Origin of the sequence: Roseospira navarrensis, from assembly GCF_009601025.1 — a bacterium.
Lineage (GTDB): Bacteria > Pseudomonadota > Alphaproteobacteria > Rhodospirillales > Rhodospirillaceae > Rhodospira > Rhodospira navarrensis.
In genome coordinates this window covers 23,520-39,629 of record NZ_WIVE01000037.1, presented here as the reverse complement: position 1 = coordinate 39,629, position 16,110 = coordinate 23,520, and the positions used below count along the sequence as shown (strand labels likewise).

Annotated in this window: 11 protein-coding genes and 1 riboswitch; of the genes, 3 read left to right on the top strand and 8 right to left on the bottom strand. The window is 71.1% G+C overall.

Annotated elements, in window-relative coordinates:
• Positions 1-103: 103 nt before the first annotated feature.
• Positions 104-1,099 carry an SEC-C metal-binding domain-containing protein gene (locus GHC57_RS20555; RefSeq protein ID WP_246152289.1) on the bottom strand — a complete coding sequence of 332 codons (996 nt, stop codon included), beginning with the start codon at positions 1,097-1,099 and terminating at the stop codon, positions 104-106.
• A 141-nt stretch (positions 1,100-1,240) separates the two neighbouring features.
• Between GHC57_RS20555 and GHC57_RS12185 the strand changes: the two genes are divergently transcribed.
• Complete coding sequence (locus GHC57_RS12185; RefSeq protein WP_153344593.1) at positions 1,241-2,272, top strand: C45 family peptidase; 1,032 nt, start codon at positions 1,241-1,243, stop codon at positions 2,270-2,272.
• 136 nt (positions 2,273-2,408) lie between these two features.
• Here the strand turns inward: GHC57_RS12185 and metZ are convergent, their stop codons facing one another.
• Complete coding sequence (gene metZ, locus GHC57_RS12180) at positions 2,409-3,623, bottom strand: O-succinylhomoserine sulfhydrylase (RefSeq protein ID WP_153344591.1); 1,215 nt, start codon at positions 3,621-3,623, stop codon at positions 2,409-2,411.
• A gap of 73 nt (positions 3,624-3,696) precedes the next feature.
• Positions 3,697-3,773: riboswitch (SAM riboswitch) on the bottom strand.
• Between the two features lie 289 nt (positions 3,774-4,062).
• On the opposite strand from metZ, the gene GHC57_RS12175 reads away from it, so the two are divergent.
• The gene (locus tag GHC57_RS12175) at positions 4,063-5,265 is read left to right on the top strand and encodes a DUF2336 domain-containing protein (RefSeq protein ID WP_153344589.1); all 1,203 of its coding nucleotides are present in this window, start codon (positions 4,063-4,065) and stop codon (positions 5,263-5,265) included.
• Between the two features lie 84 nt (positions 5,266-5,349).
• Here the strand turns inward: GHC57_RS12175 and GHC57_RS12170 are convergent, their stop codons facing one another.
• The 4 genes from GHC57_RS12170 to GHC57_RS12155 form a co-directional block, all read right to left on the bottom strand.
• Entirely contained in the window at positions 5,350-6,357 is a 1,008-nt protein-coding gene (locus GHC57_RS12170) for a tetratricopeptide repeat protein (RefSeq protein WP_153344587.1), read from the bottom strand.
• Positions 6,358-6,445: 88 nt separating this feature from the next.
• Positions 6,446-8,026 (bottom strand): hypothetical protein, encoded by a 1,581-nt coding sequence (locus GHC57_RS12165; protein WP_153344585.1) that lies wholly within the window; start codon positions 8,024-8,026, stop codon positions 6,446-6,448.
• A 190-nt stretch (positions 8,027-8,216) separates the two neighbouring features.
• Positions 8,217-8,867, bottom strand: a complete 651-nt coding sequence (locus GHC57_RS12160; RefSeq protein WP_246152288.1) for a cytochrome b/b6 domain-containing protein — start codon at positions 8,865-8,867, stop codon at positions 8,217-8,219.
• 18 nt (positions 8,868-8,885) lie between these two features.
• On the bottom strand, positions 8,886-10,574 hold the full coding sequence (locus GHC57_RS12155; RefSeq protein ID WP_153344583.1) for a tetrathionate reductase family octaheme c-type cytochrome: 1,689 nt from the start codon (positions 10,572-10,574) through the stop codon (positions 8,886-8,888).
• A 482-nt stretch (positions 10,575-11,056) separates the two neighbouring features.
• On the opposite strand from GHC57_RS12155, the gene GHC57_RS12150 reads away from it, so the two are divergent.
• A complete protein-coding gene (locus tag GHC57_RS12150) occupies positions 11,057-11,866 on the top strand; it encodes a hypothetical protein (protein ID WP_153344581.1) in 810 nt (269 codons plus the stop codon).
• A gap of 90 nt (positions 11,867-11,956) precedes the next feature.
• On the opposite strand, the gene GHC57_RS12145 is transcribed toward GHC57_RS12150, so the two are convergent.
• Positions 11,957-12,361, bottom strand: a complete 405-nt coding sequence (locus GHC57_RS12145) for a DUF1523 family protein (RefSeq protein WP_211369184.1) — start codon at positions 12,359-12,361, stop codon at positions 11,957-11,959.
• Between the two features lie 357 nt (positions 12,362-12,718).
• Positions 12,719-16,045, bottom strand: coding sequence for an AsmA-like C-terminal domain-containing protein (locus tag GHC57_RS12140; RefSeq protein ID WP_153344579.1), 3,327 nt, complete (start codon positions 16,043-16,045; stop codon positions 12,719-12,721).
• Positions 16,046-16,110: the final 65 nt, after the last annotated feature.

The following is a 16,110-nucleotide window of genomic DNA, read 5'->3' as shown; positions in this document are numbered from 1 at the left end:
CCCGTGCAATCCTGGCATGCATCGCCGGACTTATCTCGCCCAAACAACCAGCATGCATATCTAACGCAAACTGAGCCTTTCATAATAACTCCAGGGGCCGCCCTCACCCTTTGTCCAGGCAGCACTTCTTGAACTTTTTGCCGGAGCCGCAGGGGCAGGGGTCGTTGCGCCCGACGTCGCGATAGGGGTTACGGACGGTCTCGCCGGGGGCGTCCCAGTCCAGGTCGTCGTCCGGACCGAAGAGGTCGTCGTCCAGGTCAATCCCGGCCTCCGCCAGGGCGACTTCCTGAAGGCGCTCGGCCAACGCCGGATCGGCGTCCAGTTGCGCGGCGATCTCGGGGTCGTCATACATGGCATCAATGGTCTTGAGGGCCCGCTCCAGCGGGTCTTTGGCACGGTCCGCCCGCGCCTCCTCGGAATACCCCGCCCATCGGCTCAGGCGTCCGATGGTGTCGGTGTGGGGGGTCATGCCCCGGTCCGCCATCTCCTTCGCCAAACCCTCCGGCGTGCGGCAGGCGGCCACGATGCCGTCGAAGTCCTCCATCTCCATGAGCGGGATCATGCCGCCGGGCGGATCGAGTCGCGGCGCCACCCGGTCGCGCAGGTCCACCATCCCCAGCATGGCGACGGCGTAAATCCAGTGCATCCAGATCAGCGCGTCGTCCTCGTCGGCCAGCGTGTCCGCCCAGGTATGCACGCGGTCGCGCGCCGTCTCGGCGTCCACCACGCCCGTCACCGCGCACCACGTCCAGGCGAGCAGCGCGGCTCCGCGCGCGTCCTCGTCCGCGTCCCGGTCGTCGATCAGGCCGTCCCCGAACGTGATCGCCACCTCGTCCGCATCGCCCCGCAGCACCTGGACGAGCGGGCCGAAGGCGTTGGGCTCGCGCAGCTCGGCCAGGACGTGGGCGATCAGGAACAGCGCCTCGGATTCGGGGCGAACCAGCGGCTTGTTCTCGGCCTCGCGCGTCAGGATATCGAGGAAGCGCGGCACGACCGCGTCCGGGGTGTCCAGGCAGGCCTGCACGGCCTCGGCCGGGAACGGCCCGTCTTCGTCGGCGAACGCCGTGAGGATGGCGTCAACGTCAAGGGTCTGGGTCATGGTGCGGTCCATGGTGTCGGGTCGAGTCTGCGGTCACGGTAGGGCGTGACACCGGGCGCGGCAAGGCCGTCGAAGGCTTGCGCGCGACCGCGCGGCGGAGGATGGTGCGCGGGACCCGTCCTGCCCCGAGGGATCCCCCCCATGACACGCGCCCCCGCCCCGTCGCCTCTGCCCGTCATCCCCGTGATCGACATCGGCGCCGGCGGCGCGCCCGCCCTGCTGGCGGCGACCCGTGATCGGGCCGACGCCCTGCTGGACCAGGCGCGGCGGACCTATACCGCGCCGGTGCTGCGCCTGGCGGACCGGCTGTGCGCGCGCTGGCTGGCCCGCAACGCCACGCCCTATGGGGACGAGCTGCGCCGGGTGGCCGCCGACACGGGGGCGCCGGGGGCGCTGGCGCTCAACCTGTCGCACCAGTGGGCCTGCACGGCGGCCGCCGCGCCCGACCGTCCGGAGGACGGCGGCGGGGTGACCCTTTTGCGCACCCTGGACTGGGACATGCCGGGCCTGGGCGCCGGTCTGGTCGTGGCCCGCCTGACCGGACCGGCGGGCGCTGTCCTGGCCGTCACCTGGCCGGGCTATGCGGGCGTGCTGACGGGCCTCGCCCCTGGGCGCTTCGCGGTCGCGCTCAATCAGGCCCCGATCAGCGGCCCCGGCCCGCGCCCCTGGCGCTGGCTGATCGACCGCCGCCGGGTCTGGGCCAGCACCGCGCCGCCGCCCGACCACCTGCTCCGGGACATCCTGGAGACCGCGCCCGACGCCACCACCGCCCTGCACCGCCTGCGCGAAGCGCCGGTGTGCGTGCCCTGCATCCTGACGCTGGCGGGCGTGGATCGGTCCGAGGCCTGGACCATCGAGAAGGACTGGACCGGCACCCGCATCCGGCAGCACCCGGCGGTGGCGGCCAATCACTGGGGCGCGGACATTCCGTGCCACCCGCGCGGCCGCGACAGCGTGGGGCGGCGGGTGGCGATGATCGAGGCGATCGAGGCCATCGAGGCCGGCGCGCGCGACTTCGCGTGGCTGCGCCCGCCCATTCTCTGGCCCGCAACCCGGCTGGCGGTGGAGGCCAACGCCGCCACCGGCACGCTGCGGGTGCAGGGCATGGAGGGCGCCCGGGCGGTCACGGCGCGACTGGCCCTCACGGAGTCGCCTCATACCAACGGCATCTGACGATGACCGTTTAAGCCCGTGGCCGGCCCGCTCCCCCGCCCGGCCACCCATAGGATACTCGCGCTGGGTGGCCGGGTGGGGGAGAGGGCCGGTGCCGCCCTGGCACCCGCTTTGCGGTGCCAGTCCTGAAATGGGATCACACGCCCTCAAGCGCCCGGGTGACGTCGGCGATCAGGTCGCGGGCGTCCTCCAGGCCCACCGACAGCCGCACCAGCCCCGGGGTGATGCCCTGGGCCGCCTGCTCCTCGACCGACAGCCGCTGATGGGTCGTGGTGGCCGGATGGCAGGCCAGCGACTTGGCGTCGCCCAGGTTGTTCGAGATGTCGATCAGTCCCAGCCCGTCCAGGAAGCGGAACGCCGCCGGCTGGCCGCCCGCCAAATCCAGCGCGACCATGGCCCCGCCCCGGCCGTCCATCTGCGCCATGGCGAGCGCGTGCTGGGGGTGGCTCTCCAGGCCCGGATAGCGCACGGCCCGCACGCCCGGCGCGCCCTGCAGCGCGCGGGCCAGGGCCAGCGCGCTGTCGCACTGGGCGCGCACGCGCAGGTCCAGGGTCTCCAGGCCTTTGGCCATGACCCAGGCGTTGAAGGGGCTGATGCACGGCCCGGTGTTGCGCAGGAAGGGCAACAGGCCCTCCTCGTCATAGGCCGCGTCGTTGGTCAGGATGGCCCCGCCCAGGCAGCGGCCCTGGCCGTCGATGTACTTGGTCGCCGAATGCACCACCACGTCCGCGCCCAGCGCCAGCGGGCGTTGCAGGACGGGCGTGGCGAAGGCGTTGTCCACCACCACCCGGGCGCCGGCCGCGTGGGCCAGATCGCACACGGCGGGGATGTCCAGCACCTCCAGCGCGGGGTTGGCGGGGCTCTCCAGGAACACGCAGACGGCGGGCTGCGACAGGGCCGTCCGCCAGGCCGCGAGGTCGGTGCCGGGCACCAGCTCGACCGTGACGCCGAAGCGCGGCAGCAGCTCGGTCAGCACCCAGTGGCACGAGACGAACAGGCTGCGCGCTGCCACCACGCGGTCGCCCGCCTTGACCTGACAGAGCAGCGCGGCGGTGACGGCCGCCATGCCGCTGGCGGTGGCGCGGCAGATCGCGGCCCCCTCCAGGGCGGCCAGCCGGGTCTCGAACACCGCGTTCGTGGGATTGCGGAATCGGGAATATACGAATCGCGAGTCGCTGCCGTCGAAGGCCCGCCGGGCCGCGTCGGCGTCCGGATAGACGAAGCCGGAGGTCAGATACAGCGCCTCGGCCGTTTCCATGTTCGGGCTGCGCTCCAGACCGCTCCGCACCATGGTCGTTCGGGGGTGCCAGGCGGGGGTCGGGGTCGGGCTGCGGGTCGGGTCGGACGCCATCGGGATCGGTCTCCTGTCTCCAGCGGCGGCAGGCCCGGACGCGAAAGGCCCCGGCCTGCGGGGCCGGGGCCTTTCGTGAGAGGCACCAACCGCTTAGCCGCTTTTTTTTCGTGGCCGCAAGCTGGTCGCCAAATCACCACGGTGGCGGATCGTTTACCGGGCGGGCGGGCGCGGGTCAAGCCCGCAACCCCCGTCCGGAAGAAGGAGGAGATGCCGAACGGTCCTGAGCGAAAGATCCCATGGACCAGACCCCTCGAAACGTGTTTTTGTGCGGTTGCATCAAAGTGTGTGCGGATGTTTTCACAGGGGATCGCAACAAATTTGTTAGGCAAAAGCGTATATCTTTAGGCATAATCCATCGGAGCAGACGCACCCACCAAAGAGGATCTGCACGTTTGATGGTTCGGTTGCTCCCATCTCATCTTTCAGGTGAGTCCTGATGGCGCCTTCCGATGATTCGCCCCCGGCCGGCCCGTTCGACGCGCCGTACCTGCTCGCGCTGGCCCGGCAGAAAACCGTGGCCTCGCGCAACATGCTGGCGGAGACCATCGCGGCCCTGTTCGCCCAGGATGCGGACAGCCTGAACGACCGCGAGTTCGCCTTGATGGCGGACATCCTGCGGCGCGTGCTGAAAGAGATCGAGATCTCCGTGCGCCGGCGCATCGCCGCCGAGTTCGCCAGCCGGCCCGACGTCCCCCGCGACCTGCTCACCTTCCTGGCCAACGATGAAATCGACGTGGCCTATCCCGTGCTCAGCCAGAGCCCGGTGCTGCGCGACGTCGACCTGATCGAGGTCATCCGCAATCGCACCCTGGAACACCAACTGGCCGTCGCCGTCCGCTTCGAGGTCAGCGAGGCCGTGTCCGATGAACTGGTGGGCACCGGCAACGAGACCGTCATCACCGAGTTGCTGAAGAACCCGGATGCGCGCATCTCCCGGGCCACCCTGGGCTATCTGGTGGAGCAGTCCCGCCGGGTGGGCAGCTACCGCGAACCGATCCTGTCGCGCGACGAACTGCCGGAGGATCTGGCCAAGCGGATGGTGCTGTGGGTGTCGGCGGCGCTGCGCAAGACCATCGTGGAGCGCTTCAAGCTGGACCCCACCGAGGTGGATGCGCTGATCGAGCAGGCCGCCCGAGAGGCCGAGGCGGATGGCGTTCAGATCAACGGCGAAAACCGCCGCACGGCCACCGAGCGTCTGGCGGAGGAACTGAACGCGGCCGGGCGCAACGACGCCGACCTGATGATCTCGGCGCTCCAGAACGGCGAGGTGTCGCTGTTCGTGACCCTGTTCTCGCGCGCCTCCGGGATGCGCGAGATCCTGGTCCGTCGCATGCTGTTCGAACCGGGCGGCGAGGGTCTGGCCATCGCCTGCAAGGCCATGAATTTCGCGCGCGAGGACTTCTCGGTGATCTTCCTGTTCTCGCGCAAGGCACGCCCGGTGTCGTCGGCGGTGCTGCGCGACGAACACAAGGCGGTCATGGACCTGTACGACCGCATGACCGTCGAGGCCTGCCGCAAGGTCCTGGTCCGCTGGACCCGCGACCACAACTATCTCAAGGCGCTGCTGGAAGTGGACCTGACGGCGGACGTCGGCGGGCAGGGCAAGCCGCCGTCGTCGAACAAGAACGGCGACGGCTGATCCCGGCCGGGCCGGACGTCGCGTCCACCCGGTGGGCAGAGGCGCCCCGGAGCCGCCCCCCGCCGCGCGGCATCGGCCCGCCGGTCAGGAAAAGAACCACTGGAACCCGGCGCGGTCGCCCTGATCCTTCCACTCCTCGACGCCGGTGGAGGCGGCGGGGTGTTCCGGGTCCAGGCGGATGCCGCGCGCGTGCAGGCGACCCGAGTCGTCCACCCGCAGGGCGTAGAACTGCAGATAGGCCATCACGAAATAGCCGGCGGCGTCGTCCGGCCGCAGCGAGATCGCGCGGCGGCCGATCCGCATGGCCTCGGCCAGCCGGCCCTGGTCGGCCAGATAGAGCGCCGCGTGCTGCATCGCCCGGATATCGTCGCGGTCGAGCTGGGCGGCGCGGCGGAACAGCCGGGCGGCGGTCTTGATGTTGCCGCCGGCGCCGACCGCGGCCCCCAGCGCCTGATAGGCGGGCGCGAAGCCGGGCGCTTGGGCGACGGCCTGACGGCACACGGCCTCGGGGGCCATGGCGTTGCGCTCCACCGACCAGCTCCAGCGCGTGGGTGCGGTGGTACGCCACGCCTCGATGACCGTCTGGGGGTCCTCGGCCGGATCCAGCAGGTCGTCGATCGGCGCCGTATCCCGCCCCGCCTCGGCCATCAGCCCGCGCAGGCCGTACAGCGCGATCACGTTCAGCGGATCGGCGCGCAGGCAGGCGCGGAAAGCGGCCGCGGCCTCGTCGGCGCGGCCTTCGGCCAGCAGCACCTCGCCCTTCAGGCGCAGCAGCTCGGGGTGTTGCAGAAACAGGCGCAGGGCCCGGCCCAGGGTGTCCAGGGCGCGGCCGGTCTGGCCCTGCAGGCGCTGGCATTCGGCCATCACGATCCAGCCGGGCAGCGCCGCCGGCTCGGCCTTGGTCACGGCGAAGGCCAACAGGCTGCAGTGCTTGATGTCGCGCGCCGCGAAGGCGTCGCGCAACTGGTCCCACAGGTCCGAGGCGAAGGTCTCCCCCTCGGGTCTGGTCTGCAGGGTCACGTTCGGTTCCAGCAGCGGCGGCGGGCCGGCGTCGAAGTCGGCCGGGCTCGCGGTGTCGCGGTTCTCTACCATCTCAGTCTCCGTCTCGGCCGTCCCGGGACGTCCGTCCACGGGGCGGTCGGATCTGCTGCGTCTGCTGCGTGGGATCCCCGATGCGGGATCACACGGGATAGAAGAGGTGGCGCAGGTGGTGCGCCGTCTCCAGGGTTTCGCGGCGGCGCGCCCGGGGCACGCCCATGACGGCCAGGGCCCGCGCCAGGTGGCGGGGATCGCGCCAGTGCAGCACGCGTTCGAACCAGTCCGCCTGCACGCCGCCCGCCGTCACGGACTCCATGACGTCCGCGCCGGGGATGCACAGCACGAAGCGCGCGGCCGGCCACAGCACCCGCAGCGCGCCCACGGACCGGGCGTCCGTCACCATGTGCACGACGGCGTGCCCCTCCGGGACGGTCAGGCGGTCGCGTTCCATCTGCTGCCAGGCGGAGCGGATGAACTGTGCGTTGGCCTCGATGAAGGCCAGGTCCGGCGCGGCGCCGTCGCTCTCCAGCTTGCCGATGTTGGCCATGATCGCGGCCCAGCAGTCGAACCAGACCACCGACCACGAGGTCAGGGCCGAGGCGGCCAGCGCCAGATCCGCCGTTGATTTGGGCGGGGCGACCGCCACGAAGCGCTTTTCGATGCCCAGGAAGCGGGCCTTGGGGTCGGTCTCCGGGTCGCCGGTCCAGGGCGAGGGCGCGGCCTCGAAGGCGGCGCGCATGACCGCGACGTCCTCGGCCAGGTCGGCGTCGGCATGCCTGAAGCACGGCGCGCCGTGCGGCGAGTCCGGTCGGGGCACCGTGCGCAGGCTGCCCCGCCGCACGGCATAGGCCCCCCGGTGGGCCACGCCGCGCAGGGCGCGCAGGCCCACGTCCCGGTCCGCCGGCAGGGCCGGACCGGCCGCCGCCGGGCCGAACAGGGCGTACAGTTGCTCGTCCAGCCGCTCGTCCAGGCCCTGGCAGGCCTGGGCGTTGAGCATCCACGCCTTGGCGGCGTCGATGGCGTTGGTCTGCAGGGCGCTGCGCGACAACAGATAGAAGACGTGCCCGCTCTTGCGGTGCGTGGCGTTCAGGCGGCCGAGGGCGATGTCCACGAAGCCCTGTCGGCCGTGTTCCAGGTGGTAGAGCAGCAGGCAGAAGATTTCGCCCTCGGACAGCGTGTCCGTGGGGAACAGGTGGTTCATGTCCGGGTCGGTGACCGGGCGCAGGTAGATCTGAAGCCGCAGGTAGATATAGCGGTGCAGCGGCGACACCCACTCCGGGGCCGGGCCGTGGCTCAGGATGGCCGCCGCGCTGTCGTCGAACATGGCGGCCATGGCCTGGACATAGGTCCGGGCGGTGTCTTCCACCTCCGGATCGGGGTCGGTGGTCGCGTCGGGATCCAGATCGGGCGCGGGGCCGGGGTCGTCCTGGAATAGCGCCGCCGCGGCCACGGCTTGGCGCACGTCGGCGTCCGGCAGGCGCGGCAACAGGGCCTGGACGGTCGCGAAATCGAACTGCAGCAGCGCCAGGGCCATGCGGGGCAGCGGCTTCAGGTCGTCCAGCCGGCCCGTGTTCAGCGCGCTGTCCAGCTCGAACAGGGCGCCGGCTTCGATCCGATGCAGGATTTCCAGGGTGACCGGCGCGGCGGGCCGGCCGCCGCCGACGGTCAGGGTGCCGGCGAGGGGCGCTGAGCGGTCCGGGGTGGTCGCGGAATCGGGGTCCATGGGATCCTCTCGGGATTCTCCCGGGTGCGGACGGGACATGGCGGAGGACGGGGCGGAGGGAGCGGCCGGTCCGATGCGGACGTGGCGACGCCCCCCAGGAGCGCCGCCACGCGACACCGTCGATACTATAGCCCCGGGGCGCGCACCCTGTCGATATTCGGTGAGGGACGCGCGCGGGGCCGCGACTGCCCTATTCCGCCGGGGGGGCGCCCGTCCGGGCCGGCTCGTCCACCTCCACGTGCTCGTAGCCGGTGATCATGGACTTGATGTAGCCGTAGAACGGCTTGGCGGTGAAGCCGGCCATGTAGACGTGCCCGATGAAGAACACCAGCATGGCGAAGGCCGCCGCCGTGTGGACCAGCGCCACCCCGGCCAGGGTGATCGCGCCGCCGTCCAGACCCACCACGTCCCAGTCGTTGTAGAACATGTACAACAGGCCGGTGATCCAGATGATCGGCGTAATCAGGATGTTGAACGCCGAGTAGGCCACGCGCTGCACCGGGTTGTGCTTGGCCAGCCGCGTCTTCTTGTACGGGTGCGACACCGTGGGGTCGAAGATGCCGACGGAGTAGTACCGGATCACCTCGACCATGCCCCGGGGTGTCGGGATGTACTGCTTCCACTCCCCGGTGATGAGGTGCCAGAAGATGGCGAACACCCACAGCCAGATCAGCACCCAGGCCGTCCAGCGGTGCCATTGGGCGGCGGTCTCGTAGCCCAGCCACTCATAGGCCCCGTTGACCTCGAAGCCCGTCATCATCAGGGCGATGATGAGAACGGCCTGGAACCAGTGCCAGAAGCGCTCGAATCGGCTGAAGACCATCACGCTTTGCAGTGCCATTGTTCCGGTCTCCTCGTCTCAGGCGCGGGGGGTGCGCGACCGCGTGGCGGTCACGATGCGGATCAGGCCGTGCACCAGCACGCCGGCCAGGGTGAGCGCGGCCGCGCCCCAGCCGATCCACGACAGCCACGGGAAGTAGTCGCGGCCCGGCATGTAGAAGCCGGTCATGCCCGCGAGACGGCCGTTCTTGGTGTGGCAGGCGTTGCAGTGAAGCGCGTCCTCCTTGGGCGAGACCATGTGCAGGATCGGCCAGTAGTATTCGGTCTCGACGAAGTCATAATTGCCGGAGAACGAGATCTCCTCGGCCTGCATGCCGCCTTCCAGCGCCTTGGCCCAATCGAAGCTCTTCCAGTATGCGGCCTCGTCCTTGCCGAACAGGTGCGGCAGCGCCAGCACGTTGTGCCCGGTGTCGTAGGGCTGCTTGCCGCGCATGATCTTGAACGGCCAGATGCGGGAGTCGGGATCGTCCGGACTGCCCTGGATGCTGTTGATCGGCACCACGTCGGCCGGGTCGATGGTGTCGCCCTTCTGGGTGTACTCGATCACGCCGTTGAACCAGCGGTATTCGGGGATGACGTTCTCGGCCCATTCGAACGTGCCCTTCTTGGACACGTAGAGGGGATAGCCGTCGTCGCCCTTCACGACGAAGGGCTTGCCCGCCTCGTTCATCTCGCCGGCCGTGGACCAGTCCCACCACATCTTGGTCTTGACGCCGCCGCGCGCGAATTCGGGCACGTGGCAGGTGGTGCAGGCGATGCGGTCGGTGTGCGTGTTCAGCTTCGGGTGGTCGTCGTGGGCGGCGACCCCGTGGCAGCTCTCGCAGGTGGCCCGCGTGTCGTCGGTGTGCCCGGGCACATCGATGCCGAGGCGGTCCACCGCCTGGGTGGTGTAGCGGCTGCCGGTGACGTCGTGGCTGCCGGTGGTGTGGCAGGTGGAGCAGCGGAAGTTCAGCCCGTCCTTGTCCATGTGGACATCCAGGGCGAAGTCCGGGTTGGTCATGGTCGAATCCAGGTCGCCATGCTTCACCGCATCGCCGCCGCCACCATAGAAATGGCACTCGCCGCAGGTCTCGCGGGATGTCCGGCCCACGTTCTGGGCGACCTTGACCAGATCGACCGCCGGCCAGGGCTTGCCGGCCCAGGTCGTGTCTTCATAGGCCGGATGGCCGGCCCCGGTGGGGAACTTCTTGTAGCTGCCGGTGGTGTCGTGACAGACGAGACAGTCCACAAGGGTGTCCTGGCTGTGGTCGAAGGACGCGTCCTTCCAGCCATAGCCCACGTGGCAGCTTGTGCAGCGCGGCCAGTTGGTGCCCGTCGAGACGCAGAAGTTGTTGACCACGTTGCGCTTGCCCAGAAGGTCCTGGCCGGTCAACGGGTTCTCGAAACGCCAGGTCCAGTGCTTGGTCTGCTGGATCTGGTCGGCGGCGTTCACATGGCATTCCAGGCAGGCGGCCGTGACTTCGGGGCCGTTGGCGAACGGGCCCTCCAACTCGTCGAACTTGGAATGGTCGGCGGTGGATTCGGGCAGCACCTCGATGCCGCTGGTGCCGGTGATGGCGCCCTGGGCCTGCGCGGTGCCGGCGGCGGCGGCGTCCTGGAGCGGCCAGACGACCAGGACCAGCAGCCCGAGGCCGATGAGCACGGCACGGAGGGCCCGGCGGTCCTCGACTCCTGCGAGGCGCGGGGCAGGGCGGGTTCGTCCCTTCATGGATCGTGTCCCCTTGAGCCGCCGGTCCCCCATGGGCGCGGCGCCGGACCCGGCGGAGCGTTCGGCGCGCGTCGCGTACAGGGTCGGATCGGGACTCATCGGCTCTCGCCCGGTCGGTTGCATGCACCGCGACAGGGACCCGGCGAGGGGGGATGCGGCGCGAAACGACCGTGACCGCCCATATTAGGTACCATGAATATGCTCGGGTCCGCAATGACAAGCCGTCATGGTGCAATGACAATTCGCAGGTCAACGCAACGTGACGGTTGATGATCGTCGGGACGGACGCGGCATTGGTCGGCCCGTCCCGCCAATCCGTTCGTCAACCCTCATTGCATCTCATACGAGTGTCACACGCGGGCATATGCCTTGTGTTGAGGTTTCCTCGTGAGCCATTCCTGATACATTGCTTCGAAATTGAGGCGGGTTTTGCCGCGTGTTGTCGCGGTTCGGGAACCGAACCGTCAAAGGAGGGCCCTCGGATGCCACCCCCCCAGCCCTTCGGTAAACGACGACTGTCCGCCGATCCGGCCGTGCAGGCCACGACCGACCACGCCCGCGCGCTGGTGGCCCGCGACCGCGCGGCGGCGGGGCAGGCCCGGACGCGGCGGTGGACCTTGCTCGGCGTGGTGGCCGTGGCGGCCCTGATGACGGGACCGCTGGTGGTGGAGGCCCTGACCGGCGCCGTCGGGCCGACCATGGCCGAGACCGAGCTTTCTCCCCCTGACCGGCGCCGTCGGGCCGACCATGGCCGAGACCGAGCTTTCTCCCGAGGATCTGGCCCGCATCGAACCCGCCGCCGGCCCGCCCGATCACCCGTTGGCCGGGCTGCTGGCCCTGTTCGGGGGGTGAGCGCGCGGCGGCCCATCGTCCGGCCCGATCACGTCCGGCCCGATCACGTCCGGGGCCGATCCACCGCGCTTGCCATCCTCGGCGGGTTTGCCGTGCTTGCGCTGGCGGCCACGGCCTGGGGTGTGGCCGACATTGTCGCGTGGCGCGCCGCGATCCAGCGGTGCGAGGCCCCCATTCGGATCGATACCGCGGCGTTCTGGTTCACGGGGTTCCCGGCCATCGCCATTCTGCCACTGCTCGGGCTCACGCGCTCGGTGCAGGCGCATCGCTGGATGCTGGCCGTCGCGGTCGTCGTGTTCGTCGGCGGGCCTCAGGGTGCGCAGCGGCTGGTGACGGGGCCGGCGGACCGGGCGGGCTATGAGGGCGTGGACGCCGTGGGCCTGTTCCCGCCGCGCGCGGCCACGCTCACGGACCCGGGGTGCGCGCTGCCGAGTCCCTGAGACCGACCGTCCCGCGCTTCGCCTCGGGCGACGTGAGGGAGCGCGAGACGGCTACCGGCACCGGCGGCCGCGCCGGACCGCCGGCGCGTCCTATCCCTGGCCCGAGTCGGAGGGGGCCTTCCGGCACCGTTCCGGCGCCTCGATCGAGGTGGCGTTGGGGAACATGTTCATGAACGGAATGCGCAGGCCATAGCCGTTCACCGTCACGGGCTCCTGCGGGCATTCCCGGGTCACACGGTTCGCCACGGATTGCAGATTGGCCGAGTCGAACTTGAAATAGGGCGGCATGAAGCCCGCATCCGTGTTCTTGAAGATCAATGTGTCGGCGGTGCCGGCGTACACCGTGTCGATTCGATACTGGATCTCGCGGCCGTCACCCGTCGTGCCGGTGATCTGGACCTCCCAGGCCTTCGGTCCCCAGCGCACATACGTCAGAGCAAGCGCGACCACGAGGACAAGCCCCAGGCCGATCATCATCTTTTTTCGCAGGGTCATGGCAGCGTTTCCTTCTCTGATGGCGGGGCTTATACCAACGGCATCTGACGATGACCGTTGAAGTCCGTGGCCGGCCCTCTCCCCCACCCGGCCACCCATAGGATACTGGCGTTGGGTGGCCGGGTGGGGGAGAGGGCCGGTGCCGCCCTGGCACCGCTTCGCGGTGCCAATCGCAAAAGCACGGGCGCCCAAAGGGCGCCCGGGGCGGGTGAGTCAAACTCACCCGCCGCTGGTATTAGCCCTCGGTCTGCAGGTCTGAAACGCCGCAACGGCCCCCGGGTTCCGGTGAAACCCTCGACCAAACGGTGTGGCTGGTCGTCTCCCAGCGGCATCAGAGCGGGCGTGTGACGGCCCCGATCAATGGCGTCCGGGTCCCGCGCTCGGGATGGAGCCGCCGCCCTCGCCAGGGGCCGGGCCGGATCCGTCGCCGAACACGCCGCGCAGGATCCCCGGCGTGAGCACCGTGAGCGGATTGACCGACACCGCCGGGTCATCCATCGGACCACGCGCGGTGTAGCCGACGGCGAAGATGCCGCCGCCTTCCTCGCCCACCAGAATGTCGCCCAGCAGCGGGATCTCGCCCAGGATCGCGTTGACCAGATACAGCGGCACCACCACCCCGCGCAGGTCCAGGGTGTCGCGCTCCAGGTCCAGGGCGCCGTTGGCGGTCAGACCCAGCGAGGGGCCGTTGGTGCGGGCCTCGCGCAGGGTCAGCACCGAATCGGCATAGGTGAACGGCGCAACCAGCGTGGACTGGGTCAGGCCCGAGCCCCGCATCTCGTCCAGAATCCCGGTCAGCGCGGCCACCGCCAGGATGCGCGCCAGCACCGGCGCGTCCGTCAGCGAGAAGTCGTCGACGCGCAGCGTGCCGGTGAGCCGGTCCTCGGCGTCCAGCGTGCCGTTCAGGGTCATTGTGCCGCCCCGCAGCCGGTCGGTGACGCCCAACGCGGCCGCCACCGCGCCGGCATCGCCCGAGCGCGCCGAAAGCGTGCGCGTCAGGGTGCCGGCCTGGGGCGTCAGGCGCAGGGACACCGACGGCCCGCCCCCGGGGCGCTCGCCGACCCGGCCCGCGACCTGCGCCGAGCGCCAGTGACCCTCGGCGTCGCGGACGGCGGTGCCCTCCACCGGGGCCAGGGTCACGGTGTCGGTCAACAGCAGCCGGTCCAGGGCGAGACGGAGGGTCAGCGCCGGCCCCGGGTCGGTGCCGGCCTCGCCCCCGTCCGTCAGCGACGGCACCGGCGGCGGCGGCAGTTCGTCCGGCCCCGCGCCCGCCGCCGTCTCCGCCGGGTCGTCGTCCCCCGCGAGCGCGGCGCGCAGGTCCAGGGCGTGGCCCTCCAGCGTGATGGCATAGGAGGCCCCCGGCTCGGCCCCGGGGCCGGTCGCTCCCTCGACCGAGGCGCGTAGGTCGGTTTCCGGTCCCAGCCGCACGCGGTCCAGGTCCACGCGGCGCAGGTCGCCGGCGCCGCTCAGCCGGGCGCGGCCGGCCACGTCGCCGGCGGCGGCGGTGGTCACATCGAAGTCCACCGTGATGCTGTCCTCGGCGATCGCGCCCGTCACCGCCGCCCGCCCCGGCACGCCCGGGGCCTTCCCCCAGCCGAGCGGATCCAGCGCCAGCCGGGCGGGGGTCAGATCCACGTCGGCGTCCAGGCGGCCCGGCTCGCCCCGCGTCTCGGTGTAGGTCACGACGGCATCCACCGGGCCGTCCAGGATCGGCGGCTGGAACGGTCCGCCGTCCAGCCGGAAGGCCGCCCGACCGGCGTTGTCCACCCGGCCCTCGACCCGGTAACGGCGGTCGAAGTCCCCCGCGTCGGTGAAATTCTCGCGCCAGTCCAGCCGCACCGGCACCCCGCCCAGGGTGGCGCGCCCGGTGACATCCATGCCCGCGCCGGTCAGGTCCAGGGCCAGATCGCCGGCGGTCAGGTCCTGGCCCAGCGCCACGCCGGGCAGCGAGACCCCCCGGGCCTGCGATTGCACGCGGACCTCCAGCGCCTCCAGCGGCAGATCCTTGAGCAGCGGCAGGCCGAGGGTCAGCGTCGTTTCGGCCGCGCCCCCCACCTCGGCCGGGTCGATGCCCACCTGAGAGGCGTAGCCCAGGGGCTCGTTGTCGATCAGGGCCATGGCGTCGGTCAGCGGCCCGACGATGTCGAAGGTCATGTCGGCGCGCTCCACATCGGCATCGAAGCCGGTGAAGGCGATATCGCCGTCCGTCACCTTCAGCGCGCCCACGCCGCCGCCGTCGATGTCCAGCGTGATGGCGTCCAGCCCGAACATCACGCGGCCGTGGGCCCCGGTGGCGGGCGGCAACCCGTCGAGGTAATTGACGGTCATGCCCATCACCGCGCCGTCGCCGGACAGCGAGGCCACGTCCAGGTCGGCCAGCGTCGGGCCTTCGAGGCCGAGGCGGACCCCGGTGCCGACCACCAGCCCGTCCGACAGGTTCGGCGCCATCCAGTTCAGGGCGCCCCGCGCCACGTCGCCGGGCCACAGGCGGGCGATCACCGGCATGGTGACCGGCGTCAGGGAGACATCCACGACGCCCGAGGCCCGCCCCGCCGCAGCGTCCGACGCCGCGCCGCGCAGACGGAGGGTGGCCCCGTCCAGCCCCAGCGTGGCCTCGTTCAGGGTCAGGTCCAGCCGCCGCGGATCGGCGTCGTGTTCGGCCGTGGCGTCCACCACCAGGGACCGGATGTCGTAGGTCCGGTCGATCGGGGCGGGCAGGGCCAGCGTGCCCGCCCGGCCCACCAGCGCGATGCGGGCGAAGCGGATCCAGTCGGCGGGGTCGCCGTCCAGCGTCAGGTCCAGGGTCACGGTGCCGTCCAGGCGCTGGTCCCAGCCGGCAAGGGCCGGGACCCCCAGGGGCTCGGCCAGATGGCGCGCGGGATTGAGGGCGGCCACCGCCAGCAGGGCGGCGGTCTCGCCAGTGGCCCGATCATGGCGCAGCGCGATGTCCACGCCCGGCGCTTCCGCCGCGACGGGGCCGGCCTCCGGGAATGCGGTGAGCGAGGCTTCCAGGGTCAGGCTGCCGCTGCCGTCGCCGCCCCGGCCGGCCACCACCTCAGGCAACCGCACCTGCCAGCTTCGCCCCAGGGTGCGGTCGTCCACCAGCAGGCGGGCGTCCTGAAGGGCGAGATGCATCCCGGCCAGGGCGTCCCAGGTGTCCAGCAGGGCGTCCTCGGGCAGCGCGGCCGTGGCGTGCGGGGCCGGAGGCGGTTCGGCATCCGATCCGGTCGGGCCGGGCGGGCCGGGCGGGCGGGGCGGTCCCAGGCCCAGCGACACCGATCCGTCCGCCGCGCGCACCACCCGCAGGTCGGGGGCCACCACCGTCAGGCGGGACAACGCCACCTCGCCCCGGATCAGCGCGCCGCCGTCCAGCGAGACCGCGACCCGGCCCACCCGGGCGACCGGGGTGCCGTCCGGCTCGGCGATCCGAACGCCGCGCAGGGTGATGTCCAGGCCCTCGGCCGGGCCGCGCCATTCCAGTGCGGCCGCCTCCACCGCCACCGCGAGGTCAAGCCCGGCGTCGGCCACCGCCTCGGCCAGCGCGCGTTCGATGGACGGCAGCAGAAAGGGCACCGTCAGGGGGCCGCGCGACAGGGTCCAGGCGCCCAGGACGAACAGCAGAACCAGCACACCGAGACCGGCTCCGATGCGCCGCACCGTCCGTTCCACCGTTTTCAGAACCACCAGTATCCCCGTCTGATTGCGAACCCATTGGCCGGCCCGATCCCCCACCGGCCGGGCATCTTGAC

Coding starts and splice junctions, on each gene's coding strand:
- GHC57_RS20555 (WP_246152289.1), bottom strand. CDS start 1,099: ATGACCCAGACCCTTGACGTTGACGCCATCCTCACGGCGTTCGCCGAC.
- GHC57_RS12185 (WP_153344593.1), top strand. CDS start 1,241: ATGACACGCGCCCCCGCCCCGTCGCCTCTGCCCGTCATCCCCGTGATC.
- metZ (WP_153344591.1), bottom strand. CDS start 3,623: ATGGCGTCCGACCCGACCCGCAGCCCGACCCCGACCCCCGCCTGGCAC.
- GHC57_RS12175 (WP_153344589.1), top strand. CDS start 4,063: ATGGCGCCTTCCGATGATTCGCCCCCGGCCGGCCCGTTCGACGCGCCG.
- GHC57_RS12170 (WP_153344587.1), bottom strand. CDS start 6,357: ATGGTAGAGAACCGCGACACCGCGAGCCCGGCCGACTTCGACGCCGGC.
- GHC57_RS12165 (WP_153344585.1), bottom strand. CDS start 8,026: ATGGACCCCGATTCCGCGACCACCCCGGACCGCTCAGCGCCCCTCGCC.
- GHC57_RS12160 (WP_246152288.1), bottom strand. CDS start 8,867: ATGGCACTGCAAAGCGTGATGGTCTTCAGCCGATTCGAGCGCTTCTGG.
- GHC57_RS12155 (WP_153344583.1), bottom strand. CDS start 10,574: ATGAAGGGACGAACCCGCCCTGCCCCGCGCCTCGCAGGAGTCGAGGAC.
- GHC57_RS12150 (WP_153344581.1), top strand. CDS start 11,057: ATGCCACCCCCCCAGCCCTTCGGTAAACGACGACTGTCCGCCGATCCG.
- GHC57_RS12145 (WP_211369184.1), bottom strand. CDS start 12,361: ATGACCCTGCGAAAAAAGATGATGATCGGCCTGGGGCTTGTCCTCGTG.